The following is a 21385-nucleotide window of genomic DNA, read 5'->3' as shown; positions in this document are numbered from 1 at the left end:
GACAACCGGATACCGGCGGGTAGGAGATAGCGTCTGGTGCCATGGCACGCTCTGTACTCGTCACCGGGGGCAATCGCGGCATCGGCCTCGCGATCGCCCGTGAACTCGCCGCGGCCGGCGACGCCGTCGCGGTCACCTACCGATCGGGGGAGCCGCCCGAGGGCCTGTTCGGCGTGCGCTGCGACGTCACCAGCATGGCCGACGTGGAGGCCGCCTTCGACAAGGTGGAGGCCGAGCACGGCCCGGTCGAGGTGCTCGTCTCCAACGCGGGCATCACCAAGGACACGCTGCTCGCCATGATGAAGGAAGACACCTTCACCGACGTCATCGACGCCAACCTGACCGGCGCCTACCGCGTCGCCAAGCGGGCCATCCGGCCGATGATGAAGCTCAAGCGCGGCCGGGTGATCCTCATCTCCTCCGTCGTCGGCCTGTCCGGCCAGGCCGGCCAGACCAACTACGCGGCCTCCAAGGCCGGTCTGGTGGGCTTCGCCCGCTCGATGGCCCGCGAGTACGGCTCGCGCAACATCACCGTGAACGTGGTCTCGCCCGGCTTCGTCGCCACCGACATGACGGCCGAGCTCGACCACGAGGCGATCGTCTCCAACATCCCTCTCGGGCGGCAGGCGAAGCCCGAAGAGGTGGCGCGCGTCGTGCGCTTCCTGGCCAGTGACGACGCCTCCTACATCACCGGGGCCGTGATCCCGGTCGACGGCGGACTCGGAATGGGGCACTGACTGTGGGAATTCTCGAAGGCAAGCGGATCCTGGTGACCGGCGTGCTCACCGACGCCTCCATCGCGTTCTCGGTGGCCAAGCTGGCGCAGGAGGAGGGCGCCACCGTCGTGCTCACCGGCTTCGGCCGCCTGAGCCTGGTGGAGCGCATCGCCAAGCGCCTGCCGGCACCGGTCCCGGTGCTGGAGCTGGACGTCCAGAGCACCGAGCACCTGGACACCCTGGCCGCCCGGGTGGGCGAGCACGTGGACGGCCTCGATGGCGTGGTCCACTCGATCGGCTTCGCCCCGCAGACGGCCCTCGGCGGCAACTTCCTCAACACCTCGTGGGAGGACGTGGCCACGGCCCTGCAGGTGTCGACCTATTCCTTCAAGTCGCTGGCGGTGGCCTGCCTCCCGCTGATGAAGGAGGGCGGTTCGGTGGTCGGCCTCGACTTCGACGCCTCGAAGGCCTGGCCGGTCTACGACTGGATGGGCGTCGCCAAGGCCGGCCTGGAGTCGTGCAACCGCTACCTGGCCCGCGACCTGGGCAAGCAGAACATCCGGGTCAACCTGGTGGCGGCCGGGCCACTGCGCACGATGGCGGCCAAGTCGATCCCGGGCTTCAAGGAGTTCGAGGACAGCTGGCCGGAGAAGGCCCCTCTGGGCTGGGACCTGTCGGACACGGTCCCGGCGGCCAAGGCCTGCGTGGCGCTGATGTCCGACTGGTTCCCGGCCACGACGGGCGAAATCGTCCACGTAGACGGCGGCGTCCACGCCATCGGCGCCTAACCCTCGCTCCGCCCGACGACACGCACGGCCGTCCCGCACGCACGGCCTGAACCGCAGCCACAGGCCCGGCAGGGCGCGGAGGGTGGGTCAGGCCAGGCGGTGGCGGCCGTTGCCGGCTCTGGCCGGTTCGAAGGGGATCGACTCCGTGGGCTCGGCCCGGTGCCGTCGTTGCTGGACGATCCGGGTCGCCAGCACCGCCGACCCCAGCAGGGCGATCGTCAGGGCCGTCCCCAGCACGTCCGACGCCGGCGGGCTGGGACGTACCACCCGCTGGTCCTGCATCGGCACCGTCAGCTCATGCGCGAACGGATTGGGCCACAGCAGATCCACCCGCGGCTCGTCCGCGTCGGCGGTGTCCTTCTCGGCCACGGGACGCTCGGTGTCCATGAGTTGCGGCCGGCTCTCAGGTCGTACCGGCGTCTGGGTGGGTAGTGCCGAGGCTTCCGCGCGGCCCTCGCGCGGCCGCTGCGCAGGGTCGGCGGAGGGTGTCGGCGACAGCCTGTCGAGCACCCCCTGCTCGTCGCAGGCCAGCACCGGCAGGCACACCTCTTCGAGCGTCTTGGGCACCAGCCCCGTCTTGGCCGGCGCGGGCGACGGCCCGGACGACTTGGACGGTGTCGCCTTGGTCGTCGGCACCGCCTCCCCGACCCTGCCGAGCACCTCGCCCGTCGTGTTCTCCACGCCCTTCGTCACCTGGTCGGTCGTCCCGCCGGTGATGGAGCCGACCGTGCCCGAGACCGCGTTCACGACGTCGCACAGGGTGTTGGTCACCCCCGATAGCAGGCCCCCGTCGCGCGTGCAGTCCTGCGAGGCCGCCGACGCGGCCGGGGCCGCCACCGGGACGGCCGCCAGCGCCACCGCGAGAACTCCAGCCGAGATCGCGGTCCTGCTCCCCATCCGTCCCCTCCTGCGTCGCTTCCGGGGGAAATCTTTATGGACATCGCGCGTCAGACGCAGGCGTTTGCCGGGTAAAGTTGCGATTCGGTATCGACTAGTGATACGCGAGAGTGTCTCTGGTTCGTGGTCAGTCGAGTGACGACACGTCATCGAGGGCCTCTCGGATCTCTATGGGGAGCACGACGTCCTCGGCCGGCAGGGCTCCGGTGAGCTGCGCGTGCGTACGGGCTCCGACGATGGCCGAGGCCACCCCCGGCTGGTCGCGTACCCACGACAGGGCGACGGCCAGGGGGGAGACGCCGAGCCCGTCGGCGGCGGTCATGACGGACTCGACCACGCTGCGGCTGCGCTCGTCGAGGTAGGGGCGGACGAAGTCGGCGAAGTGCGGGGTGGCGGCGCGCGAGTCGGCGGGGATGCCGGTGCGGTATTTGCCCGTCAGCACCCCCCGGCCCAGCGGCGACCAGGCCAGCACGCCCACGCCCAGGTGGGCGGCGGCGGGGAGCAGCTCGCGTTCGGGCTCGCGGGCCAGCAACGAGTATTCGACCTGGGCCGAGGTGATGGGGATGCGGCCGGGGATCATCTGCTGGGTGACCGCGGCGGCGGCCAGCTGCCAGCCCGCGTAGTCGCAGACGCCCGCGTAGACGGCGCGGCCCGAGGAGACGATCGCGTCGAGCGCGGCCAGGGTCTCCTCAAGGGGCACCTCGGCATCGTACGTGTGCAGCTGCCACAGATCGACGTAATCGAGCCCGAGCCGGTTGAGCGAGTCGTCGACCGCGGCGATCAGGTGGCGCCTGGAGGCGTCGCGGGGCCTGCGGCCCGTCGGTGTCACCACGGCCTTGGTGGAGATCACCAGCTCCGAGCGCGGCACGGAGTCGCGCAACATCCGCCCCAGCAGCCGCTCGGAGTCGCCGCCGGTGTAGACGTCGGCCGTGTCGACGAGGTTGCCGCCCGCGTCCAGGAACGTGCGGAGCTGGGCGGCCGCCTCGTCCGCGTCGGTGTCACGCCCCCAGGTCATCGTGCCCAGCCCCAGCCGGGACACCGACAGCCCGCTGTGGCCGACATAGCGCTGCTCCATGATCCCGCCAGGTTACCGTTCAGGTGGATGAAACGTTGTGATCGACGCCTGCGACACTTGCTGGGTGACCACGCTGCTTCTGGCCCGCCACGGGCTGACGGACCTCACCGGGCCGGTACTGGCCGGCCGCACCCCTGGGGTGCATCTGAGCGAGGCGGGCAGGGCGCAGGCGGCCGCGCTCGCCGGGCGCGTCGCGGGTGTCAGGCTCGACGCCATTGTCTCCAGCCCGCTCGAACGTTGCCGGGAAACGGCACAGCCGGTCGCCGAAGGGCGCGACACGGAGGTGCGGATCGATGATCGGTTCATCGAGTGCGGCTATGGGGAGTGGACCGGGCGGCCGCTGAAGGAGCTCGCCAAGGAGCCGTTGTGGCAGGTCGTCCAGGCCCATCCGAGCGCGGCGACATTTCCGGATGGGGAGTCGCTGGCCGGAATGCAACATAGGGCCGTCTCGGCGGTCCGGGAGTGGAATCAACGCCTGGGGGAGAAGGGTATCTACCTGGTTTGCAGCCACGGCGACGTCATCAAGGCGATCGTCGCGGACGCTCTGGGCCTCCATCTCGATCACTTTCAACGGATAACAGCCGATCCTGGAGCCCTCACCGTCATTCGCTATGCCCCCCTGCGTCCCTTTGTTCTCAGGGTTAACGATATGGGGGAATTGCGGCTTCCCGAGGATTCGGAGGAGAAAGACGGGGGAGAAAACATCACCGGGAGCGATGCCGCCGTCGGCGGTGGACCCGGAACCACGTAAGGTCAGGCTATGCCGGTCTTCGACTACGACCCACCAGAGAGGTTCGTCGCCGGTGCCTTGGGGCAGCCGGGCGCGCGGGCCTTTTTTCTGCAGGCCAGGGCCGAGGGCAGACTGACCACGGTGGCGCTGGAGAAGTTGCAGGTCGCGGCGCTCGCGGGCAGGCTCGACGAGCTGCTCGACGAGGTGCTGCGGCTCAGCGGGGGCACCGCGGGAGTGCCCGCGCTGGCGCCGGCCGACCTGGCCGACGACGCGCCTCTCGACGTGCCGGTCGCCGAGGACTTCCGCGTCGGCACCATGGCGCTGGCCTGGGACGCCGATAAATCGCAGGTGGTGATAGAGGCACAGGAGGTCATCGACGAAGACGACCTCGAGGGCCCAGACCCGGGGGTGCTGCGCGTGCGCATCAGCGCGGGCGCGGCGCGCGCCTTCACCCAGCGAGCCCTCCAGATCGTCGCGGCGGGCCGCCCGCCGTGCCCTCTCTGCGGACAGCCGCTCGACGCCGCCGGCCACGTCTGCGTTCGCCTCAACGGCTATCGCGGGGGTGAGGCGGCTTCATGACCGCTCCGGAGAGCGAACCGGCCATCAAACCGCCCAACCAGCCGACCACGACCGACGAGGATGCGCTCACGCTGCTGCGCGACGGGAGCCTGGAGGTGGCGGGCCGCCTGGTCGAGGCCACCAACATGACGCTCTACTGCTCGGTCAAGCTGGGCTCCCGCTCGGCGGCCTGCGTCTACAAGCCGGTGCGGGGCGAGCGGCCGCTGTGGGACTTCCCCGACGGCACCCTCGCCGCCCGCGAGGTGGCCGCGTTCGAGGTGTCGCAGGCGACCGGCTGGCGCATCGTGCCCCCCACGGTCTACCGCGACGGGCCCTTCGGGCCGGGCATGTGCCAGCTCTGGATCGACACCGAACGCGAGATCGACCTCATGCGGCTGGTCAGGAGCCGCAATCCGGTCGTACGCCGGATGGCGGTGTTCGACGCGGTGGTCAACAACGCCGACCGCAAGGGCGGTCACCTGCTGCCGCTCCCGACGGGGCACGTCTACGGGGTCGACCACGGGGTCTGCTTCTCCGTCGAGGACAAACTGCGCACGGTGTTGTGGCAGTGGCGCGGCAAGCCGCTGGCCCGCGAGGCGGTGGCGGTGCTGGCCAAGCTGGAGCGGGACATCGAGTCGGGCTCGCTGGGACGCCGGCTGCGCGAGCTGCTGACGCTGGCCGAGGTGGAGGCCACCTGGCAGCGGGCGCGCAAGTTGCTGGACACCGGGGTGCACCCGTACCCGCCGGAGGGCTGGCCCGCCATCCCCTGGCCGCCCATCTGACCCCGGCCCCCCTGCGAACCGCCCGAGGCGGTTTATTACCCTTTGCCCATGTGCACGCTGATCGTGAGAACCGGGCGGCCGCTGACCCTCATGGGCGTGAGAGACGAGTTCGCCGACCGTCCATGGGAAGGGCCGGGGGAGCACTGGCCTGAATACCCGGGCGTGATCGGCGGGCGCGACCTCAAGGCCGGCGGCACCTGGCTGGCCGTCAACCCGGCGGCCCGCCGCGCCGCCGCCCTGCTCAACGGCCACGGCGTGGCCGCGCAGGAGACGACGAAGATCTCCAGGGGCGACCTGGCGTTGCGGGCGGCGTACGCGGGAGAGGCGCCCGACTCGGACCTGACCCGGTACGACCCGTTCCACCTGGTGATCGCCGACCTGGCCCGGGTCCGGCTGTTCAGCTGGGACGGGCTGAGGCTCGTCGCCTCCGAGCTGCCGGACGGCACCAGCATGGTCGTCAACTCGGGGCTGGACCCGGCGAGTGAGCGGGTGGTCGCGTACCTGCCCCGGTTCGAGACCGAGGCGTGGCAGGAGCTGATCAAGGCCGAGCCGTCCTCGGACCCGGGCGCGCTCATCATCCGGCACGAGCTGCCCGACGGCCGCGTCTTCGCCTCCCTGTCGGTGATGGAGGTCGCGCTCACGCGGGAGGGCGTGACGTACGAGTTCACCGACCTGACCGCTGATCGGGATGGATAGGCTCAAGGACATGAGATCGTGGTCTGCCCCGAATATCCCCAAGCTCCCAGGTGAGAGCATTCCGCTGAGTCTCTACGACACGTCGGCCAGGCAGGTGAGGCAGACCGACCCGGGCCCGACCGCCAGGATGTACGTCTGCGGCATCACCCCCTACGACGCCACCCACCTCGGCCACGCCAACACCTACCACACCTTCGATCTCGTCGGCCGGATGTGGCGCGACGCGGGCCACCAGGTCCACTACACACAGAACGCCACCGACGTGGACGACCCCCTCCTGGAGCGGGCCGCCCAGACGGGCATCGACTGGCAGGCCCTGGCCGAGCGGGAGATCGAGCTGTTCCGCGGCGACATGGAGGCGCTGCGGATCGTGCCGCCCCGCGAATACGTGGGCGTCACCGAGGTCGTCGGCCAGGTGGCGGACCTGATCTCCAAGCTCGCCGCCAAGGGCGTCACCTACGTCCTCGACGGCGACGTCTACTTCAACGTGGCCGACGCACCCAAGTTCGGCCAGGTGTCCGGCTACGACGAGCGCGAGATGCTGGCCCTGTTCGCTGAGCGCGGCGGCGACCCCGACCGGCCGGGCAAGCGGCACCCGCTCGACTGGCTGCTGTGGCGGGCCGAGCGGCCCGGCGAGCCCGCCTGGGAATCCAGCCTGGGCAAGGGCCGTCCCGGCTGGCACATCGAGTGCACCGCGATCGCCCTCGACCACCTGGGCGCGGGCTACGACGTGGCCGGCGGCGGCTCCGACCTGATCTTCCCGCACCACGAGTGCGGCGCCTCGGAGGGCCACGCCGCCACCGGCGAGTGGCCGTTCGCCAAGTTCTACGCGCACGCCGGCATGGTGGCGCTGGACGGCGAGAAGATGTCGAAGTCCAAGGGCAACCTGGTCTTCGTCTCCAAGTTGCGGCTGTCGCACGACCCGATGGCGGTCCGGCTCGTCCTGCTGGCCCACCACTACCGCGCCGACTGGCAGTACGTACCCGAGATGATCGCCGCGGCCGAGCGCAGACTGGCGGTGTGGCGCTCGGCCGTCGGGCTGGCCTCGGGGCCGCGCGCCGGCGAGCTGCTGGCCACGGTGCGCGAGCGCATGGCCGACGACCTCGACACTCCGGGCGCGCTGGCCGCGATCGACGCCTGGGCTGAAGAGGCGCTCGCCGGCAGCGGCTCGGACACGAGCGCCCCGGCTCTGGTCAGAGACGTGGCCGACGCCCTGCTCGGCGTCGCGCTCTGAAGCTCGCCCAACGGCGAGCGTTCCTCAGGAAGGCATAGCTCCCGAGCCCCGCACCTGGCAGGTGCGGGGCTTCGTCATGTCACTTGCCAAGGACTGAACATGTGTTTAACATGTTAAACATGTGTTCAGCACAGTTGGACCTGACCGCCCAGGCCAAGATCCGCAACGCCGCCATCGCGCACTTCGCCCGCGACGGCTTCCAGAAGACGAATCTGCGTGCCGTCGCGGCCACGGCGGGGGTGAGCGCCGGCCTGGTCATCCACCACTTCGGCAGCAAGGACAAGCTCCGGAGCGTCTGCGACGACCACGTCCTGGGGATCCTGGTGCGGCGGGCGCACGAGGCCGGCATGCAGTCCCTGCTGCGCGAGTTCATGGCGGACCCGGAGGAATACCGCCTCCACGTGCAGTACATGGTGCGCGCGATCGATGAGGACACGCCGGCCGCCGCCACGTTCGTCGACACGATGGTGGCGGAGTCGGAGGAGATCCTGCGGGCCGGGATCGCCGACGGCTCGATCCGCCCGTCCTCGGACGTGCGGGCGCTGGCGGTGCTGACCGTGCTGACCAGCCTGGCCACGCTGACCATGGCGCCGCCCCTGGCGCGCGCGCTGGGGCAGGACCGCTTCGGCCCCGAGGTCCTGCGGCGGATCGCGCTGCCGACGCTCGAGCTCTACACCCACGGCCTGTACGCCGACGACGCCCTGCTGAAGGCGGCCCGGGACGCGCTGGCCGATTCACCAGAAAAGGACTGATCCCATGGCGATCACGCTTCCGGCTCTCACGCCGCTGCAGGCCACCCTGTGGCTGACGCTGTGCGGCAGAGCGCTCGACAACCGCCTGCCCCACCCCATCCTCGCCGACCGGATGGCCGACGAGATCGTGCGGAAGGTCGATTACGACTACAAGAAGCTCCGCATCCCCTCCAGCAGTGCCATCTACATCGCGCATCGGGCCAAGAAGCTGGACGAGATCGCGCAGCGGTTCCTCGCCCGCCACCCCGGCGCGGTCGGCCTGGACCTCGGCGCCGGCCTGGACAGCCGGGCGCTGCGCATCGCCCCGCCCCCCACCGCCGACTGGTACGACATCGACTTCCCCGAGGTCATCGCCGCCCGGCGGGAGTTGCTGCCGGATCGTGCGACCCCCCACGGCATCGCCGCCGACGTGACCGATCCCGCGTGGGTGGACGCCCTGCCCACCGGCCGGCCCGCGGTGATCGTGGCCGACGGGCTCATCGCGTTCCTCTCCGAGGTGGAGATGAGCTCCCTGGTGGGCCGCCTCATCGAGCACTTCCCCAGCGGGGAGATCGCCTTCAACGGCTACAGCAAGTTCGCCGTCTGGGCCCAGAAGCACGCTCCCGTCGGCGAGGCCGTCAGGAAGCTCACCAGGTTCCCCGGCATGGACGACCCCCGCGACGCCGAGCGCTGGCACCCCAGGCTCAGGCTGGTCAAGGAGATCCTCTTGACGCGAGAGCCCGAGGTCGCCGAGTTCCCGCCGGTCCTTCGCCTGATGAACCGCCTGTCCGCACCGAGCGCATCCTGGTCCAGGAAGGGGAACGTGGTCCTGCACTACCGCTTCTAGACATGGCCACCCCCCGTCGGTAGCCTGATTGTCAGTAGTACTGATGATTAAAACAACTGATGGATGGGTCATGATTCTGATCACAGGCGGGCTGGGCTTCATCGGCACGCACACCACCCGCGCGCTGCTCGACCTGGGCGAGTCCTGCGTGCTCGTCCAGCGCCGGGCCGCCGGAGTGCCCGGTCCCTTCGCGAACGAGCGCGTCTTCGTCGAGCAGGCCGACCTCACCGACGAGGCGGCGCTGCTGGACATCGGCACCCGGCACAAGATCACTGGCATCGTGCACCTCGCCGGGTCCGTCCCGTGGCCGCCGGGCGCGTACGAGCCGCTCGAAGGCGCGGAGAAGGCGGTCAGGAGCCTGCTGAACGTCTTCCGGGCCGCGAGCGAATGGCAGGTGGCCCGGGTCGGCCTCGCGAGCACGATCGGCGTCTACGGCGGCGTCCCGGGCGAGGGCCCGCTCCGGGAGGACGTGCCGTTGCCGATGACGGCGGGCCACCCGATCCCGGCGTTCAAGAAGATCGGCGAGCTGCTGGGCGACTACCTGGCCGGCACCATGGGCCTCGACGTGGTCCACTACCGCATCGCCGCCATCTGGGGGCCGCTCGCCCGCACGCCGTCACCCTTCTACGCCACCCCCCAGCTCGTGCACGCCGCCGCCCGCGGCACCGCTCCGGACCTGTCCACGCTCCACCAGGGCGCCTACGCGGGCAACGGGATCGACATGTGCTACGTGAAGGACTGCGGACGGGCCATCGCCCTCCTGCAACTGGCGGACCGCCTGCGGCACCGCACGTACAACGTCGCCTCGGGGCGGCCGACCACCCACGGCGAGGTGATCGCGGCGATCAGGAAGATCGTCCCGGATGCGCGCGTCGACCTCCCCGAGGGCCGCGACCCCAGCGGGCCGCCGCATGACGTGTGGCTCGACATCACCCGGCTGCGCGAGGACACCGGCTACGAGCCCGCCTACGACACCGAGCGGGCGGTCGCCGACTACCTGGGCTGGCTGCGGGCCGGGAACGAGCGCTAGCCGACCTGGAGCCGGTCGAGGTCCTCGGCCGCGGCCAGCTCCGCCGCGAACCACGCGATCGTGCGGCCGAGCCCCTCCACGGCGGGCACCCGCGCCTGCCAGCCGAGCCGCTCGGCCGCCAGCGACGTGTCGGGGCGGCGCACCTTCGGGTCGTCGGCCGGGCGGTCGATGAACTCGATCTCCGACGACGACCCCGCCAGGTCCCTGACCATCGTGGCCAGCTCCAGCATGGTCAGCTCGGCCGGGTTGCCGATGTTGACGGGGCCCGCGAAGTCGCTGCGGGCCATGGCCAGGATGCCCGACACGGTGTCCTCGACGTAGCAGATGGAGCGCGTCTGGGAGCCGTCCCCGGTGACGCTGATCGGCTCGCCCATGAGCGCCTGCCGGACGAACGTCGGGATCGCCCGGCCGTCGAATGGCCGCATGCGGGGCCCGTACGTGTTGAAGATGCGCACGATGCCGGTGTCGGTGCCGCGCGAGTGGCGGTAGGCGGTGGTCAGGGACTCGGCGAAGCGCTTGGCCTCGTCGTAGACACTGCGCGGGCCGACCGGGTTGACGTTGCCCCAGTACGTCTCCCGCTGCGGGTGTTCGAGCGGGTCGCCGTACACCTCGCTGGTCGAGGCGAGCACGAACCTGGCGCCCTTCTCCCTGGCCAGCCCCAGCGCGTGCAGTGTGCCGACGCTGCCCACCCGCAGGGTCTCGATCGGATAGCGCAGGTAGTCGGCGGGCGAAGCGGCCGAGGCGAAGTGCAGGACGAGATCCAGCGGCCCGCCCACGTGCACGTAGCCGGTCAGGTCGCACTCGACGATCCGGAACTGCGGCCGGTCGATCAGGTGCTCGACGTTGCGCGGCCCGCCGGTCAGGAAGCTGTCCATGCAGACCACCTCCGCACCCTCGTCCAGCAGCCGCTCGCACAGGTAGGAACCGAGGAACCCGGCGCCCCCGGTGACCAGAGCCCTCATGACGTGACCTCCAAGGCAGCGTCGACGACTTCGGAAACCTCGATCCTCAGCAGGCCGGGATCGACCCGCTCGCCGTGCGGATCCCCGTTCCGCCCGGCCCACAACGGCACGTGACGCCACCCCGGCGGCGGCCCCCACAACGACGGCGACACCGGCCCGAACAGCACCACCGACGGCACGCAGAACGCCGTCGCCAGGTGCGCGACGCCGGTGTCGCCGCACACCACCAGGCTCGACCTGCTGACGAGGTCGATCAGGTCGGCCAGGCTGGTACGCCCGGCCAGCATGCGAGAGGGCGGCAGCCCCGCCAGCTCGGCGACCCTCTCGGCCAGCGGCACCTCCTCGGCGTTGCCCGTGACGACCACGTCGTCCAGCTCGGCGGCGACCTTGGCGAAGCGTTCCGGCGGCCAGCGCCGCGCGGGATAGGCGGCCCCGGGATGCACGATCGCGGGCCCGGTCCTGTCGGAGACGCCGAGTGTCAGGTCCGCCGGGTCGGTGGCGATGCCGTGCCACTCCAGCAGGCCGCACCAGCGCCGCACCTCGTGCACCCCGTCCTGCCACGCGGGACCGGTGCCGAAGCTGATCAGCCGCCCCGGATCGGTACTCCGCAGCGCCTCGATGCTCTGCGGCCCCCGGCCGTGCAGGTTCACCGCGATGTCGGGCCGCTCGAACGGCACCGGTCCGGGACCCCGCACATCCACCTGGGCGTCCACCGCGCAGGTCAGCGGCAGCAGGGCGGCCAGCGTCCGCGGCGCGGCGAGGGTGATCCGGTGCTTGGGGAACGCCTGGCGCAGCGCCCGCAGCGCGGGCACGGCCGTGAGCAGGTCACCCAGGCCGAGGCCGCGCAGCACCAGCAGCTCTAGGGCCATGACGTCTCCGTGGACGGGCAGACGACGAGCTCCCGCACCTCGCACCCGGCCGGCTGCCGCAACGCGAACACCACGGCCTGCGCGACGTCGGCCGGATCGGTCAGCTCCGCGCCGGGCCCCGGCTTGTACTGCTCGGGCCGCCCGTCGAAGAAGCCCGTCCGCATGCCGCCGGGGATCAGCAGCGTCACCCCCACCTCCCCGCGCAGCTCGACCGCCAGCCCCCTGGTGAAGCCGACGACGCCGAACTTCGACGCCGAGTACGCCGACGCGTCGCTGAGCGGCCGCAACCCCAGCGTCGAGGCGCAGGTGACGACCTTGCCGCGGGTGTGCTTCAGGTACGGCAGCGCCGCCCGCACGACCGAGGCCGTGCCCAGCAGGTTCACCTGGACGACCCGCTCCCAGTCGGCGGCGGGCACGTCCTCCAGCCGCCCGCACGCGTCGATGCCCGCGGCCGTCACCACGCCGTCCAGCCCGCCGGCCCGCTCGGCCAGCTCGCGCACAGCCCGTTCGGCCTCCCCCCTGTCGGCCAGGTCGGCGGTGACATGTTCGAAACGCTGGTCCGGCTCTCGCACGTCGACGACCAGCGCCCGCCAGCCCTCCTTCTCCACGGCCTCCGCGGTGGCCAGGCCGAGCCCGGAGGCTCCCCCGGTGATCAAAATGTTCACTGGATCTCCCTGATCAGATTCGTTGTCGAACGCCCCGGCAGCATGCTCAGCACGACGGTCTCCGCGCCGAGCCTGCCGAGGACCTCGGACTCTGGCAGCGTTTCCCCCTCGTAGTCGCCGCCCTTCACCCACACGTCGGGACGCAGCAGCTCGATCGCGGCCGCAGGAGTGTCCTCGTCGAACACCAGCACCGCGTCCACGCAGCTCAGCGCCCTGAGCACCTCGACCCGGTCACGCACGTCCACGACGGGCCTGGCGGGGCCCTTCAGCCTGCGCACCGAGTCGTCGGAGTTGACGCAGACGACGAGCGCGTCGCCCAGCGCCCTGGCCCGCCGCAGCAGGCTCACGTGCCCCGCGTGCAGCAGGTCGAAGCAGCCGCCGGTGGCGATCAGGCGGCCGCCGTACCCGCGGGTCAGCCGGGCCACCTCGATCGCCGTGCGCGGCCGGTCGCCGAGCCGCTGCTCCTGGACCTTGACGGTGGCGGCGCCGCCGCGCCGCACGAAGCTCGAGGCCGCGCCGACGGCGATCGTGACCGCGTCCTGGGCGGCGGCGCCGTCGCGCAGCGCGAGCGCCGCGGCGGCGGCGAACCTGTCGCCCGCGCCGCATGGGTCCTGGCCGCCGGCCGTCACCGGCGGCGGCACCCGGGTGAGCGGGCCGCCCTCGACGGCCAGCGCGGCCCCGCGCGCGCCCGTCGTGACGGCCACCGCCCGGGCCCGCAGCTCCCGGACCAGGCGGCGGGCCGCCTGGTCGGGGCCGTGGTAGATGGGGCACAACAGGCGCGCCTCCGCCTCGCTCGGCGTCAGCAGCGCGCACCCCGGCATCGGCTGCTCGCCCTTGGGATGCGGGTCCCACACCACCGGTACGCCGGTGCCGCGCAGCAGCTCGCGGGCCATCCTGGCCACGCCTCTGCCGTAGTCCGACACGAGCACCGCGCCCGCCCGGCCGATCGCCTCGTACGCCTCCTGGCTGGGGGCGTACCTGGCGGTTCCGTCGCCGGTGTCCAGCCTGACCAGGGTCTGCCCTCGGGATCTGATCCTGGTCTTGCGGACGGTGCCGCCGCGCAGCGGCAGCCGTACCAGGTCGAGCTCCTCCGTCAGCAGCCCGCACAGGCGGTGGCCGTCAGGGTCGTCGCCGACCGCCGTGATCAGCACGACGTCGGCGCCGTCGCGGGCGGCCAGCAGCGCCGCCAGCCCGGCCCCGCCGGGGCGGGCCTGCTCGGCGGCCACGTCGACCACCGGGACCGGCGCGTCCGGGCAGAGCCGCCCGGCGTCGCCCTCGACGTCCACGTCGAGCAACGTGTCGCCGATCACGACGAGCGGCCCGGTCACAGCGTCTGATTTCCGAGCTCTGCTCGGAGTGCTGTGATGGATGTCCTCGCTACGCTGCGGATCCATCACAGCGTCTGATTTCCGAGCTCTGCTCGGAGTGCTGTGATGGATGTCCTCGCTACGCTGCGGATCCATCACAGCGCCTCCTCGATCGCGTCGCACAGGAGGTGGATCATGGCGAGGTGCACCTCCTGGACGGTGGCCGTCTCCTCGGCGGGTACGGCGACCGTCTCGTCGCACAGGTCGGCCAGCGGGTTCGGCCCGGGACCCGTCATGCCCCAGGCCACGAGCCCGCCCTGCTGCGCCGCCCGGGCCGCGGCCAGCACGTTCGGGCTGCCGCCGCTGGTGGACAGGCACAGCAGCACGTCACCAGGACGGCCGTGCGCGCGCACCTGGCGGGCGTAGACCTCCTCGGGGCCGAAGTCGTTGGCGATGGCCGTCAGCGAGGAGCCGTCGGCGTGCAGCGGGATCGCCGAGTACGGCCGCCTGTCCTGCCTGAACCTGCCGACCAGCTCCGCCGTCAGATGTTGCGCCTCCGCGGCCGAGCCGCCGTTGCCGCAGGCCAGCAGCCTGCCCCCGGCGGCCAGCAGGCCGGCCAGCTTCCCACCCCAGGCCCGGACGGTGACCGCGTGGTCATCGACCTTCTCCAGGGTGTTCCAGAGCTTCTCCAGATGAGCATCCATGATCAACCCCCCAGGGCGGCCAGACGGCAGACCTTGCCGTCGATGACCTGCGTGTACACCGCCTCCGTCCGCTCCGCCACGCGCGGCCAGCCGTACCTCTCGCGAGCCCGGCGGGCCCCGGCCGCCCCGAGCTCCGCCCGCCTGCCGGGATCGGCGAGCACGTCCCGCAGCGCCCTGGCCAGGGCTCGCGGGCGGCGCGGCGGCACCAGCACGCCGCAGCCCGCGACCGTGTCCAGGTGCCCGCCGACCGCCGAGGCCACGACCGGCACCCCGCACGCCATCGCCTCCACCGGCACCATGCCGAACGGCTCGTACCACGGCACCGTGACGACCACGTCGGCCGAGCGCATCAGCGCGGGCACGTGCTCGCGCGGCACGCTGCCGATCACGTGCACGCGGCGCTCCAGCCCGTACGCGGCGGCCAGCTCGCGCAGCCTGACGGCCTCCGGGTCGTCCCGGCTGCCGCCCGCGATCACCAGGTCGGCGCCGGGGAGCAGGCGCAGCGCCCTGATCACGGTGTCCACGCCCTTGCGCGGCACCATCCTGCCGATGCTGAGCACCATCGCGCCGCCGGTGCTCGGCCCCACCGGCCCCTCCGGGCAGAACGCCGCCAGGTCCACCCCGCACGGCACCACCGAGACGCGCTGCTCGGGAATCCCCATCGCGCACAGCTCGCGTACCTCGTCGGCGCAGGTGGCCAGCACGGCGTCGGCCCGCTTGCCGAGCTCGCGCTCGGTGTCGATCCGGTGCGCGGGGCTGGTGTCCGCCTCGCCCTGCCAGCGCCGCTTGACCGTGCCGAGCGCGTGGAACGTCTGCACCACCGGCACCCCGTCGGCCGCCTGCAGCGCCGCCTGCCCGCTCATCCAGAAGTGCGCGTGCACGACGTCGGGCGGGCGCACGGCCCACCGGTCGGCCAGCCGGTCGGTGAAGTCCGGCATGTACGGGGGCAGCTCGTCCTTGGGGACGGGGACCGGGGGACCGGCCGTGACGTACTCGACCGTGACGCCCGGCGCCATGGTCACCGACTCGGGCTGGCACTCGGAGGAGCGCCGGGTGTGGACGACGATCGTGTGCCCGCGCTCGGCCAGCGCGACGGCCAGCGCGGCGACGTGGACGTTCTGCCCGCCGGAGTCGACGCCGCCGACCGCCGCCAGCGGGTCCGCGTGCTCGGAGATGAGATCGACCTTCACTGAGTCAGCTCCCTCACTGCCTTGACCACCTGCTCACTGGTCACCTGGGACAGGCACGGGTGCCCGGGCACCGGGCAGGTGCGCGCCCTGCTTCCTCGACAGGGCGCCTGCTGGTCACCGAGCAGCACCGCGGGCACGCCGTACGGGGCCCACCGCGCCGCGGGGACGACGGGGGCGAACAGGCTCACGACCGGGGTGCCGACCGCCGCGGCCAGGTGCGCGGGGCCGGTGTTGCCCGCCACGAGCACGCTGGCGCGTTCGATCACGGCGGCGAGTTCGGCGAATGTGGTCACGCCGCCCAGGTCGGTCGCGACGTCGCTGGCCACGTAGGCGGTGAGGTCACGTTCTGTGCCGGTCACGACGACCTGGTGCCCGTCTTCGACCAGCTCCCGTACGGCCTGCCGATGCCGGTCGGCGGGCCACGTCCGCGCGGGGGCCGATGTCCCTGGGTGCACCACGACATACGCGCCTTTGTCGGCATCGGCGCCGACGCCTAGAAGGTTCCCCGTATCGGCGCCTATATCCGGCAACGGCCGCCGAACAGCGAGTTTGCCGTCGTCGCCCTTCGGCAGCTCGAACCCCGCCGCCCTCGCGACCGCCAGCATGCGCTCCGGCTCCGGCACATCGATGCTCTCGTCCACGACGTGCCGGACGTCGAGCAGCGCGCCCGGGTAGTCGTTGCTGATGGCCGTGATCCTGCGCACGCCGGCCAGCCTGAGCAGCAGCGCCAGCGGCAGCGCCGACTGGTGGAACGAGGTGAGGATCACCGCCTCGTCGATGCCCCTGAGCCTGGCCACCAGGTCGGCTACCTGGCCCTTGGTGACGGGCGGCGGGGTGTGGTCGATCCACGGCGCCTGCCACTCGATCACCTGGTCCACGCCGGGCAGCAGCTCGGCGGCGGCTCTGCCGTTCGGGCCCGCCAGGAAGACTATCTCGCCGGCCTGCGTACGCACGGCCCGGACGGCGGGCCCGGCCAGCAGCACGTCACCGGCGTCGTCCAGCCGCGCCACGAGCACCCGCCCCCGCCCCTCCTCGCTCCGGCCGGGCGCCCTCTCGACGGCTCTACCGGTCGCGGGCTCGCGCGCCGCGGCGCCCGCCGTCCGGCACGGCCTCGGACCGCGCAGCACCGCTCCCGGCATGCGACCGCTCATCGCCGCACCCTCCATTCCCCCCGCAGCCGGTGCGCGCAGGCGACCGGCGGGATCACCACGCTGGTGACGGCCATCCGCCACACCTCACGGGGGGTACGCGGCCCCGGCGCGACCCGCCGCCACCCGAACTCGACGGTCAACACCCCCCAAACAGCGGCCGCAACACCTGCGGCAACGACCACGGTCGGGCCGCTGACTCGCCTCAGGAGTCGCCCACCGGTCTGGCATCCGGCCCGCCTCAGGAGCCGTCCGCCGGCCCGGCCCGTGAGCCGTCTACCGGCTCGGCCGCCGGCCCGCGCCAAGAGCCGCTCGCTCGTCTGCGCGAGCGGCCGGGCGGAGGTGGGCCGCGTGGCGCGGGCGGGCTGTGCGGCCGCCGACAGGGCGAGGGCCGCCGCCGTGAGGCCCGCGGCCGTCGTCAGGGCGTGCCGGCGGAGGCGGCCCCGGGCGCCGCCGATGGCCGCGCGCCACCCCGGGCCGTGCAGGCGCCGCATGAGGGCGTCGTCCGCGTTGCCCCGCTGGGACCGCACGCTCGCCCAGAACCCGTCCTCGCGCACCGGATGCTCCGTCACCCGCTCGCCCTTGACGAGCCGGTGCCCCGCCCGCGACACCCGCAACGCGAGCTCGGCATCCTCCCGGTAAGCCCGGGGGAACCGTTCGTCGAACCCGCCCACCGACTCCAGCACCGCCCGCCGGTAGGCCATGTCGGCGGTCACCCACAGCGCCCCGGCCAGCCCGGCGGTGTTCCGCTCGGCGTCGGTGGGCGGGCGGCCGGCGGGCAGCGGCACCACGATGCGCCCCTGGCTGCCCGCCACGTCGTCCGGCAGGCCCACCAGGTCCTTCCAGACCGCCGCGGCCCACCCCGGAGCCGGGATCACGTCGTCGTCGAGGAACACCACCCAGGGCGTGCCCGCGGCCCGCCACCCGGCGTTGCGCGCCGCCGCGGGCCCCCGCCCGCCGGACCGCACGACCCGTACCTGATCGGGCACGGAGAGCGCGTCGCCGGCGGTCCTGTCGTCCACCACGATCACCGGCATCCCGGGGCCCACGGCCGCCAGCGTCGCCCGCAGCGTGGGCCGCCCGACGGTGGGGATCACCACGGTGATCACGAGGCGAACACCTCCCCGCGCCGCACCAGGTACGGCCCCAGCGCCAGCACCTCCACCGGCGACGACCCGAAGCATTCGAGCGCGTCACGGGGATCGTCCACCATGGGCCGCCCGGCCGTGTTCAGGCTGGTGTTGACCACCACCGGCAGCCCCGTACGCGCCTCGAACTCGGCCAGCACCCGCGCCATCAGCGGATCCGCGGCCGGCGAGACCGTCTGGACGCGCGCCGTCCCGTCCACGTGCACCACCGCGGGAATGCGGTCCACCCAGTCGGGATGCACGTCGTGCACGAACAACATGTACGGCGACGGCACCGGCCCCCGCCCGAAGATCCCGGCGGCCCGCGACTCCAGCACCATCGGCGCGAGGGGCCGGAACTGCTCGCGTCCCTTGACGTCGTTCAGCCGCTCGGTGTTGCGCGCGTGACCGGGATGGGCCAGCAGCGACCGGCGCCCGAGCGCGCGCGGACCATACTCGGAGCGCCCCTGGAACCAGGCCACGATCCGGTCGGCGGCCAGCTCGGCGGCGACGGCGGCGGCCAGGTCGGCGGGCCGGGTGTGCGGCACGCGGGCCACCTCCAGCCAGGCCCCCAGCTCTTCGTCGGTGAAGCCGCGCCCGAGCGCCGCGTCCGGCATGGGCGCGGCCGGCTCGCCGTGGGCGTGCGCGAGATGGAGCGCTCCGCCCAGCGCCGTGCCCGAGTCGCCCGCCGCCGGTTGCACCCACACCTCGTCGAACGGCCCCTCGGCCAGCAGCCGGGTGTTGGCCACGCAGTTCAGGGCCACGCCGCCGGCCAGCGCGAGCCGCCGTTCCCCGGTGCGCTCGTGCAGCCAGGACGCCAGCTCCAGCAGCACCTCCTCCAGCCGCGCCTGCACGCTGGCGGCCAGGTCGGCGTGGTCGGAGGTCCAGGACGCGCCCTTCCTCAGCGCCTTGGCGTAGCCGCCCCAGTCGACGGGCTCGACGCGGAACCCGCCGTCGCCGGTCGGGTAGACCAGCTCGCGCAACGCCTCCAGGTGCCGCGGCCTGCCGTAGGAGGCCAGCGCCATGACCTTGTACTCGTCGCTGGAGCGCAGGAAGCCGAGGTGTTCGGTGACGTCCTCGTACATGAGGCCGAGCGAGTGCGGCAGCTCCTGCGCGGCCAGCACCTCCAGCTCGCCGTCGCGGTAGCGGCCCGCCAGGTGGGAGACGTTCTCGCCGCGCCCGTCGCACACCAGCACCGCGCAGTCCCGCCCCGGCGTTGACCACCGGGAGGCCAGCCCGGCCGAGGCGGCGTGCGCCACGTGGTGCGGCACGTACGTGACCTGCCCCGGATCCAGCCCCGGTAGCGCGGTGGCCAGGAAGGCGGGGGCGCGCACGGCGTACTTGGTCCGCAGGTCCTCCCAGTCGCCGTCCGGCCGCTGGACCACCAGGGACGGGTCGTAGGAGTACGCCACGGCGTCGATGTCCTCGGGGGCGAGCCCGGCCTCGCGCAGGCACCACGCGGCGGCCTGCTCGGGCAGCTCCCACGCGGAGAACGCCAGCGGCCGCTTGCCGTGTTTGCGGCGGCTGAAGCGTTCCTCCTCCGCCGCGGCCACGATGCTCCCGTCGACCACGAGCGCGGCGGCCGGGTCGTGAAAGATCGCGTTGATGCCGAGAAACCTCATCATTCCTCCCCCACTGGATGCCGAGAACCGCTACCGAGAGAAGCGGTGCTCAAACCTTCCGCGACCCCAACACCTGCGGAAACAGGCGTAATCGCCTGCGGTTGGTCACGTTGAGTAGTTGTTTGCCGGGATGGCGGCCGGGTAGCTGCCGGACACGCGACGGAGGTGAAAGGTGTTCGAAAAGCGACGTCCCGGCGCCGTGCTCTTCGACCGAGACGGGACCTTGATCAGGGACGTGCCGTACAACGGTGATCCGGGCCGCGTCGAGCCGATGCCGGGCGCGCTGGAGGCGCTGGCGCGGCTGCGCCGGGCCGAGGTGCCGGTGGCCGTGGTCACCAACCAGTCCGGCGTGGCCAAGGGCCTGCTGTCCCCGGACGACATGGACCAGGTGAACGCCAAGGTGGAGGAGCTGCTCGGGCCGTTCGACGCGTGGGCGATCTGCGTGCACGACGACGGCGACGGCTGCACCTGCCGCAAACCCGCGCCCGGGCTCGTGATCAGGGCCGCCGCCGTGCTCGACGTCAGCCCCCGCGACTGCGTGGTGGTGGGCGACATCGGCAGGGATATGGAGGCGGCCAGGGCCGCCGGGGCCCGCGGCATCCTGGTCCCGACCCGGCAGACGCTGCGGGAGGAGATCCAGCAGGCCGCCGAGGTCGCGGACGACCTGACCGACGTCGTGGACCGCGTGCTGAGCGACACGGGAGGCCCGGTGCCGGCCGTGTCGGCGCCCTGGGCCCGGGCGATGGGCTGGAGCCGCTGGTGAGGATCCTGCTGTGGCACGTGCACGGCTCGTGGACCAGCGCTTTCGTCCGGGGTGCGCACGAGTACGTGCTGCCGCTCGTCCCCGGCCGTGGTCCCGACGGCCGGGGACGCGCACGTACCTTCGACTGGCCGGACAGCGCCCGCGAGGTGCCGTGGGACCGGCTCCGCGACGAGCCCGTGGACGTGGCCGTCTACCAGCGCGCGCACGAGCCGGAGCTGGCCCGCGCCTGGCTCGGCCGCGACGTGCCCGGCGTCTACGTCGAGCACAACACCCCGGCCGGCGACGTGCCCCGCACCCGCCATCCGCTGGCGGGCCGGCGCGACCTCACGCTGGTGCACGTCACCCACTTCAACGAGCTGTTCTGGGACAACGGCAGGGCGCGCACCCGCGTCATCGAGCACGGCGTGCCCGACCCGGGCCACCTCTACACGGGGGAGCTGCCCAGGGCCGGCGTCGTGGTCAACGAGCCGGTACGCCGCACCAGGGTCGCCGGGACCGACCTGCTGCCGCGCTTCGCCGGACGGGTGCCCCTCGACGTGTTCGGGATGAAGGTGGCCGGGCTCCCGTACACCACGCACGAGGACCTGCCCCAGCACGTCATGCACGCCGAGCTCGCCCGGCGTCGCGTCTACCTGCACCCCTACCGCTGGACCTCGCTGGGGCTGGCCCTCGTCGAGGCCATGACCCTGGGCCTGCCGGTCGTCGCGCTGGCCGCCACCGAGGCGGTCGAGGCCGTGCCGCCGGCGGCGGGCGTCCTGTCCACCAGGGTGAACGTGCTCGCCGACGCCCTGCACGCCTTCGTCGAGGACCCGGAACGCGCGGCGCAGGCGGGCAAGGCGGCCAGGGCCGCTGCGCTGGCCCGGTACGGGCTCGGCAGGTTCCTGTCGGACTGGGACCGGCTGCTGTCGGAGGTATGACGCCCAGACGCCTGGGTAGGCCCGAAG

At 72.6% G+C, this 21385-nt stretch carries 23 protein-coding genes; 12 read left to right on the top strand and 11 right to left on the bottom strand.

All coding sequences use genetic code 11. The features are described 5' to 3' along the window. The first annotated feature begins 41 nt into the window (after positions 1 to 41). On the top strand, positions 42 to 737 hold the full coding sequence (locus tag ACFLIM_RS08835) for a beta-ketoacyl-ACP reductase (RefSeq protein WP_393163892.1): 696 nt from the start codon (positions 42 to 44) through the stop codon (positions 735 to 737). A 2-nt stretch (positions 738 to 739) separates the two neighbouring features. Continuing rightward, complete coding sequence (gene fabI / locus ACFLIM_RS08830; protein ID WP_393163890.1) at positions 740 to 1504, top strand: enoyl-ACP reductase FabI; 765 nt, start codon at positions 740 to 742, stop codon at positions 1502 to 1504. A gap of 87 nt (positions 1505 to 1591) precedes the next feature. Here the strand turns inward: fabI and ACFLIM_RS08825 are convergent, their stop codons facing one another. Next, positions 1592 to 2401, bottom strand: a complete 810-nt coding sequence (locus ACFLIM_RS08825) for a hypothetical protein (protein ID WP_393163888.1) — start codon at positions 2399 to 2401, stop codon at positions 1592 to 1594. Positions 2402 to 2528: 127 nt separating this feature from the next. Further along, entirely contained in the window at positions 2529 to 3476 is a 948-nt protein-coding gene (locus tag ACFLIM_RS08820; RefSeq protein WP_393163886.1) for an aldo/keto reductase, read from the bottom strand. 64 nt (positions 3477 to 3540) lie between these two features. On the opposite strand from ACFLIM_RS08820, the gene ACFLIM_RS08815 reads away from it, so the two are divergent. From ACFLIM_RS08815 to ACFLIM_RS08780, 8 genes are all read left to right on the top strand, one after another. After that, positions 3541 to 4227, top strand: coding sequence for an MSMEG_4193 family putative phosphomutase (locus ACFLIM_RS08815; protein ID WP_393163884.1), 687 nt, complete (start codon positions 3541 to 3543; stop codon positions 4225 to 4227). 9 nt (positions 4228 to 4236) lie between these two features. Then, positions 4237 to 4785, top strand: a complete 549-nt coding sequence (locus ACFLIM_RS08810) for a DUF3090 domain-containing protein (protein ID WP_393163882.1) — start codon at positions 4237 to 4239, stop codon at positions 4783 to 4785. Then, the gene (locus ACFLIM_RS08805; RefSeq protein ID WP_393163880.1) at positions 4782 to 5546 is read left to right on the top strand and encodes an SCO1664 family protein; all 765 of its coding nucleotides are present in this window, start codon (positions 4782 to 4784) and stop codon (positions 5544 to 5546) included. The genes ACFLIM_RS08810 and ACFLIM_RS08805 overlap by 4 nt, the downstream gene beginning before the upstream one ends. A gap of 48 nt (positions 5547 to 5594) precedes the next feature. After that, a complete protein-coding gene (locus ACFLIM_RS08800; protein WP_393163878.1) occupies positions 5595 to 6242 on the top strand; it encodes an NRDE family protein in 648 nt (215 codons plus the stop codon). 10 nt (positions 6243 to 6252) lie between these two features. Further along, positions 6253 to 7476, top strand: a complete 1224-nt coding sequence (mshC, locus tag ACFLIM_RS08795) for a cysteine--1-D-myo-inosityl 2-amino-2-deoxy-alpha-D-glucopyranoside ligase (RefSeq protein WP_393163875.1) — start codon at positions 6253 to 6255, stop codon at positions 7474 to 7476. 119 nt (positions 7477 to 7595) lie between these two features. Continuing rightward, the gene (locus tag ACFLIM_RS08790; protein WP_393163873.1) at positions 7596 to 8228 is read left to right on the top strand and encodes a TetR/AcrR family transcriptional regulator; all 633 of its coding nucleotides are present in this window, start codon (positions 7596 to 7598) and stop codon (positions 8226 to 8228) included. Between the two features lie 4 nt (positions 8229 to 8232). After that, a complete protein-coding gene (locus ACFLIM_RS08785) occupies positions 8233 to 9054 on the top strand; it encodes a class I SAM-dependent methyltransferase (RefSeq protein ID WP_393163870.1) in 822 nt (273 codons plus the stop codon). A gap of 70 nt (positions 9055 to 9124) precedes the next feature. After that, positions 9125 to 10084 (top strand): NAD-dependent epimerase/dehydratase family protein, encoded by a 960-nt coding sequence (locus ACFLIM_RS08780; protein WP_393163868.1) that lies wholly within the window; start codon positions 9125 to 9127, stop codon positions 10082 to 10084. Here ACFLIM_RS08780 and ACFLIM_RS08775 read toward each other — a convergent pair. The 9 genes from ACFLIM_RS08775 to ACFLIM_RS08735 form a co-directional block, all read right to left on the bottom strand. Further along, the gene (locus ACFLIM_RS08775) at positions 10081 to 11046 is read right to left on the bottom strand and encodes a UDP-glucuronic acid decarboxylase family protein (protein WP_393163866.1); all 966 of its coding nucleotides are present in this window, start codon (positions 11044 to 11046) and stop codon (positions 10081 to 10083) included. The two genes, ACFLIM_RS08780 and ACFLIM_RS08775, sit on opposite strands and share 4 nt — an antisense overlap. Next, positions 11043 to 11915, bottom strand: coding sequence for a glycosyltransferase family 9 protein (locus tag ACFLIM_RS08770; RefSeq protein WP_393163864.1), 873 nt, complete (start codon positions 11913 to 11915; stop codon positions 11043 to 11045). The genes ACFLIM_RS08775 and ACFLIM_RS08770 overlap by 4 nt, the downstream gene beginning before the upstream one ends. Beyond that, positions 11906 to 12580 carry an SDR family oxidoreductase gene (locus ACFLIM_RS08765; RefSeq protein ID WP_393163862.1) on the bottom strand — a complete coding sequence of 225 codons (675 nt, stop codon included), beginning with the start codon at positions 12578 to 12580 and terminating at the stop codon, positions 11906 to 11908. The genes ACFLIM_RS08770 and ACFLIM_RS08765 overlap by 10 nt, the downstream gene beginning before the upstream one ends. Beyond that, positions 12577 to 13908, bottom strand: coding sequence for a PfkB family carbohydrate kinase (locus ACFLIM_RS08760; RefSeq protein ID WP_393163860.1), 1332 nt, complete (start codon positions 13906 to 13908; stop codon positions 12577 to 12579). Before ACFLIM_RS08760 ends, ACFLIM_RS08765 begins: the two co-directional genes overlap by 4 nt. 134 nt (positions 13909 to 14042) lie before the next feature. Continuing rightward, a complete protein-coding gene (locus tag ACFLIM_RS08755) occupies positions 14043 to 14591 on the bottom strand; it encodes a D-sedoheptulose-7-phosphate isomerase (protein ID WP_393163858.1) in 549 nt (182 codons plus the stop codon). Positions 14592 to 14593: 2 nt separating this feature from the next. Continuing rightward, complete coding sequence (locus ACFLIM_RS08750; RefSeq protein WP_393163856.1) at positions 14594 to 15781, bottom strand: glycosyltransferase; 1188 nt, start codon at positions 15779 to 15781, stop codon at positions 14594 to 14596. Next, entirely contained in the window at positions 15778 to 16932 is a 1155-nt protein-coding gene (locus ACFLIM_RS08745) for a glycosyltransferase family 9 protein (RefSeq protein WP_393163854.1), read from the bottom strand. Before ACFLIM_RS08745 ends, ACFLIM_RS08750 begins: the two co-directional genes overlap by 4 nt. After that, positions 16929 to 18038: a glycosyltransferase family 2 protein gene (locus ACFLIM_RS08740; protein ID WP_393163852.1), complete on the bottom strand. Its 1110-nt coding sequence runs from the start codon at positions 18036 to 18038 to the stop codon at positions 16929 to 16931. Before ACFLIM_RS08740 ends, ACFLIM_RS08745 begins: the two co-directional genes overlap by 4 nt. After that, on the bottom strand, positions 18035 to 19678 hold the full coding sequence (locus tag ACFLIM_RS08735; RefSeq protein ID WP_393164044.1) for a carbamoyltransferase family protein: 1644 nt from the start codon (positions 19676 to 19678) through the stop codon (positions 18035 to 18037). The genes ACFLIM_RS08740 and ACFLIM_RS08735 overlap by 4 nt, the downstream gene beginning before the upstream one ends. A 172-nt stretch (positions 19679 to 19850) precedes the next feature. On the opposite strand from ACFLIM_RS08735, the gene ACFLIM_RS08730 reads away from it, so the two are divergent. Continuing rightward, positions 19851 to 20441, top strand: coding sequence for a D-glycero-alpha-D-manno-heptose-1,7-bisphosphate 7-phosphatase (locus ACFLIM_RS08730; RefSeq protein ID WP_393163850.1), 591 nt, complete (start codon positions 19851 to 19853; stop codon positions 20439 to 20441). After that, on the top strand, positions 20438 to 21358 hold the full coding sequence (locus tag ACFLIM_RS08725) for a glycosyltransferase (RefSeq protein WP_393163848.1): 921 nt from the start codon (positions 20438 to 20440) through the stop codon (positions 21356 to 21358). Before ACFLIM_RS08730 ends, ACFLIM_RS08725 begins: the two co-directional genes overlap by 4 nt. Positions 21359 to 21385 lie beyond the last annotated feature (27 nt).

This window comes from Nonomuraea marmarensis, from assembly GCF_043197025.1.
GTDB lineage: Bacteria > Actinomycetota > Actinomycetes > Streptosporangiales > Streptosporangiaceae > Nonomuraea > Nonomuraea marmarensis.
Note: the sequence above shows the minus strand (reverse complement) of the source record. Positions and strands in the feature narration are given on the sequence as shown.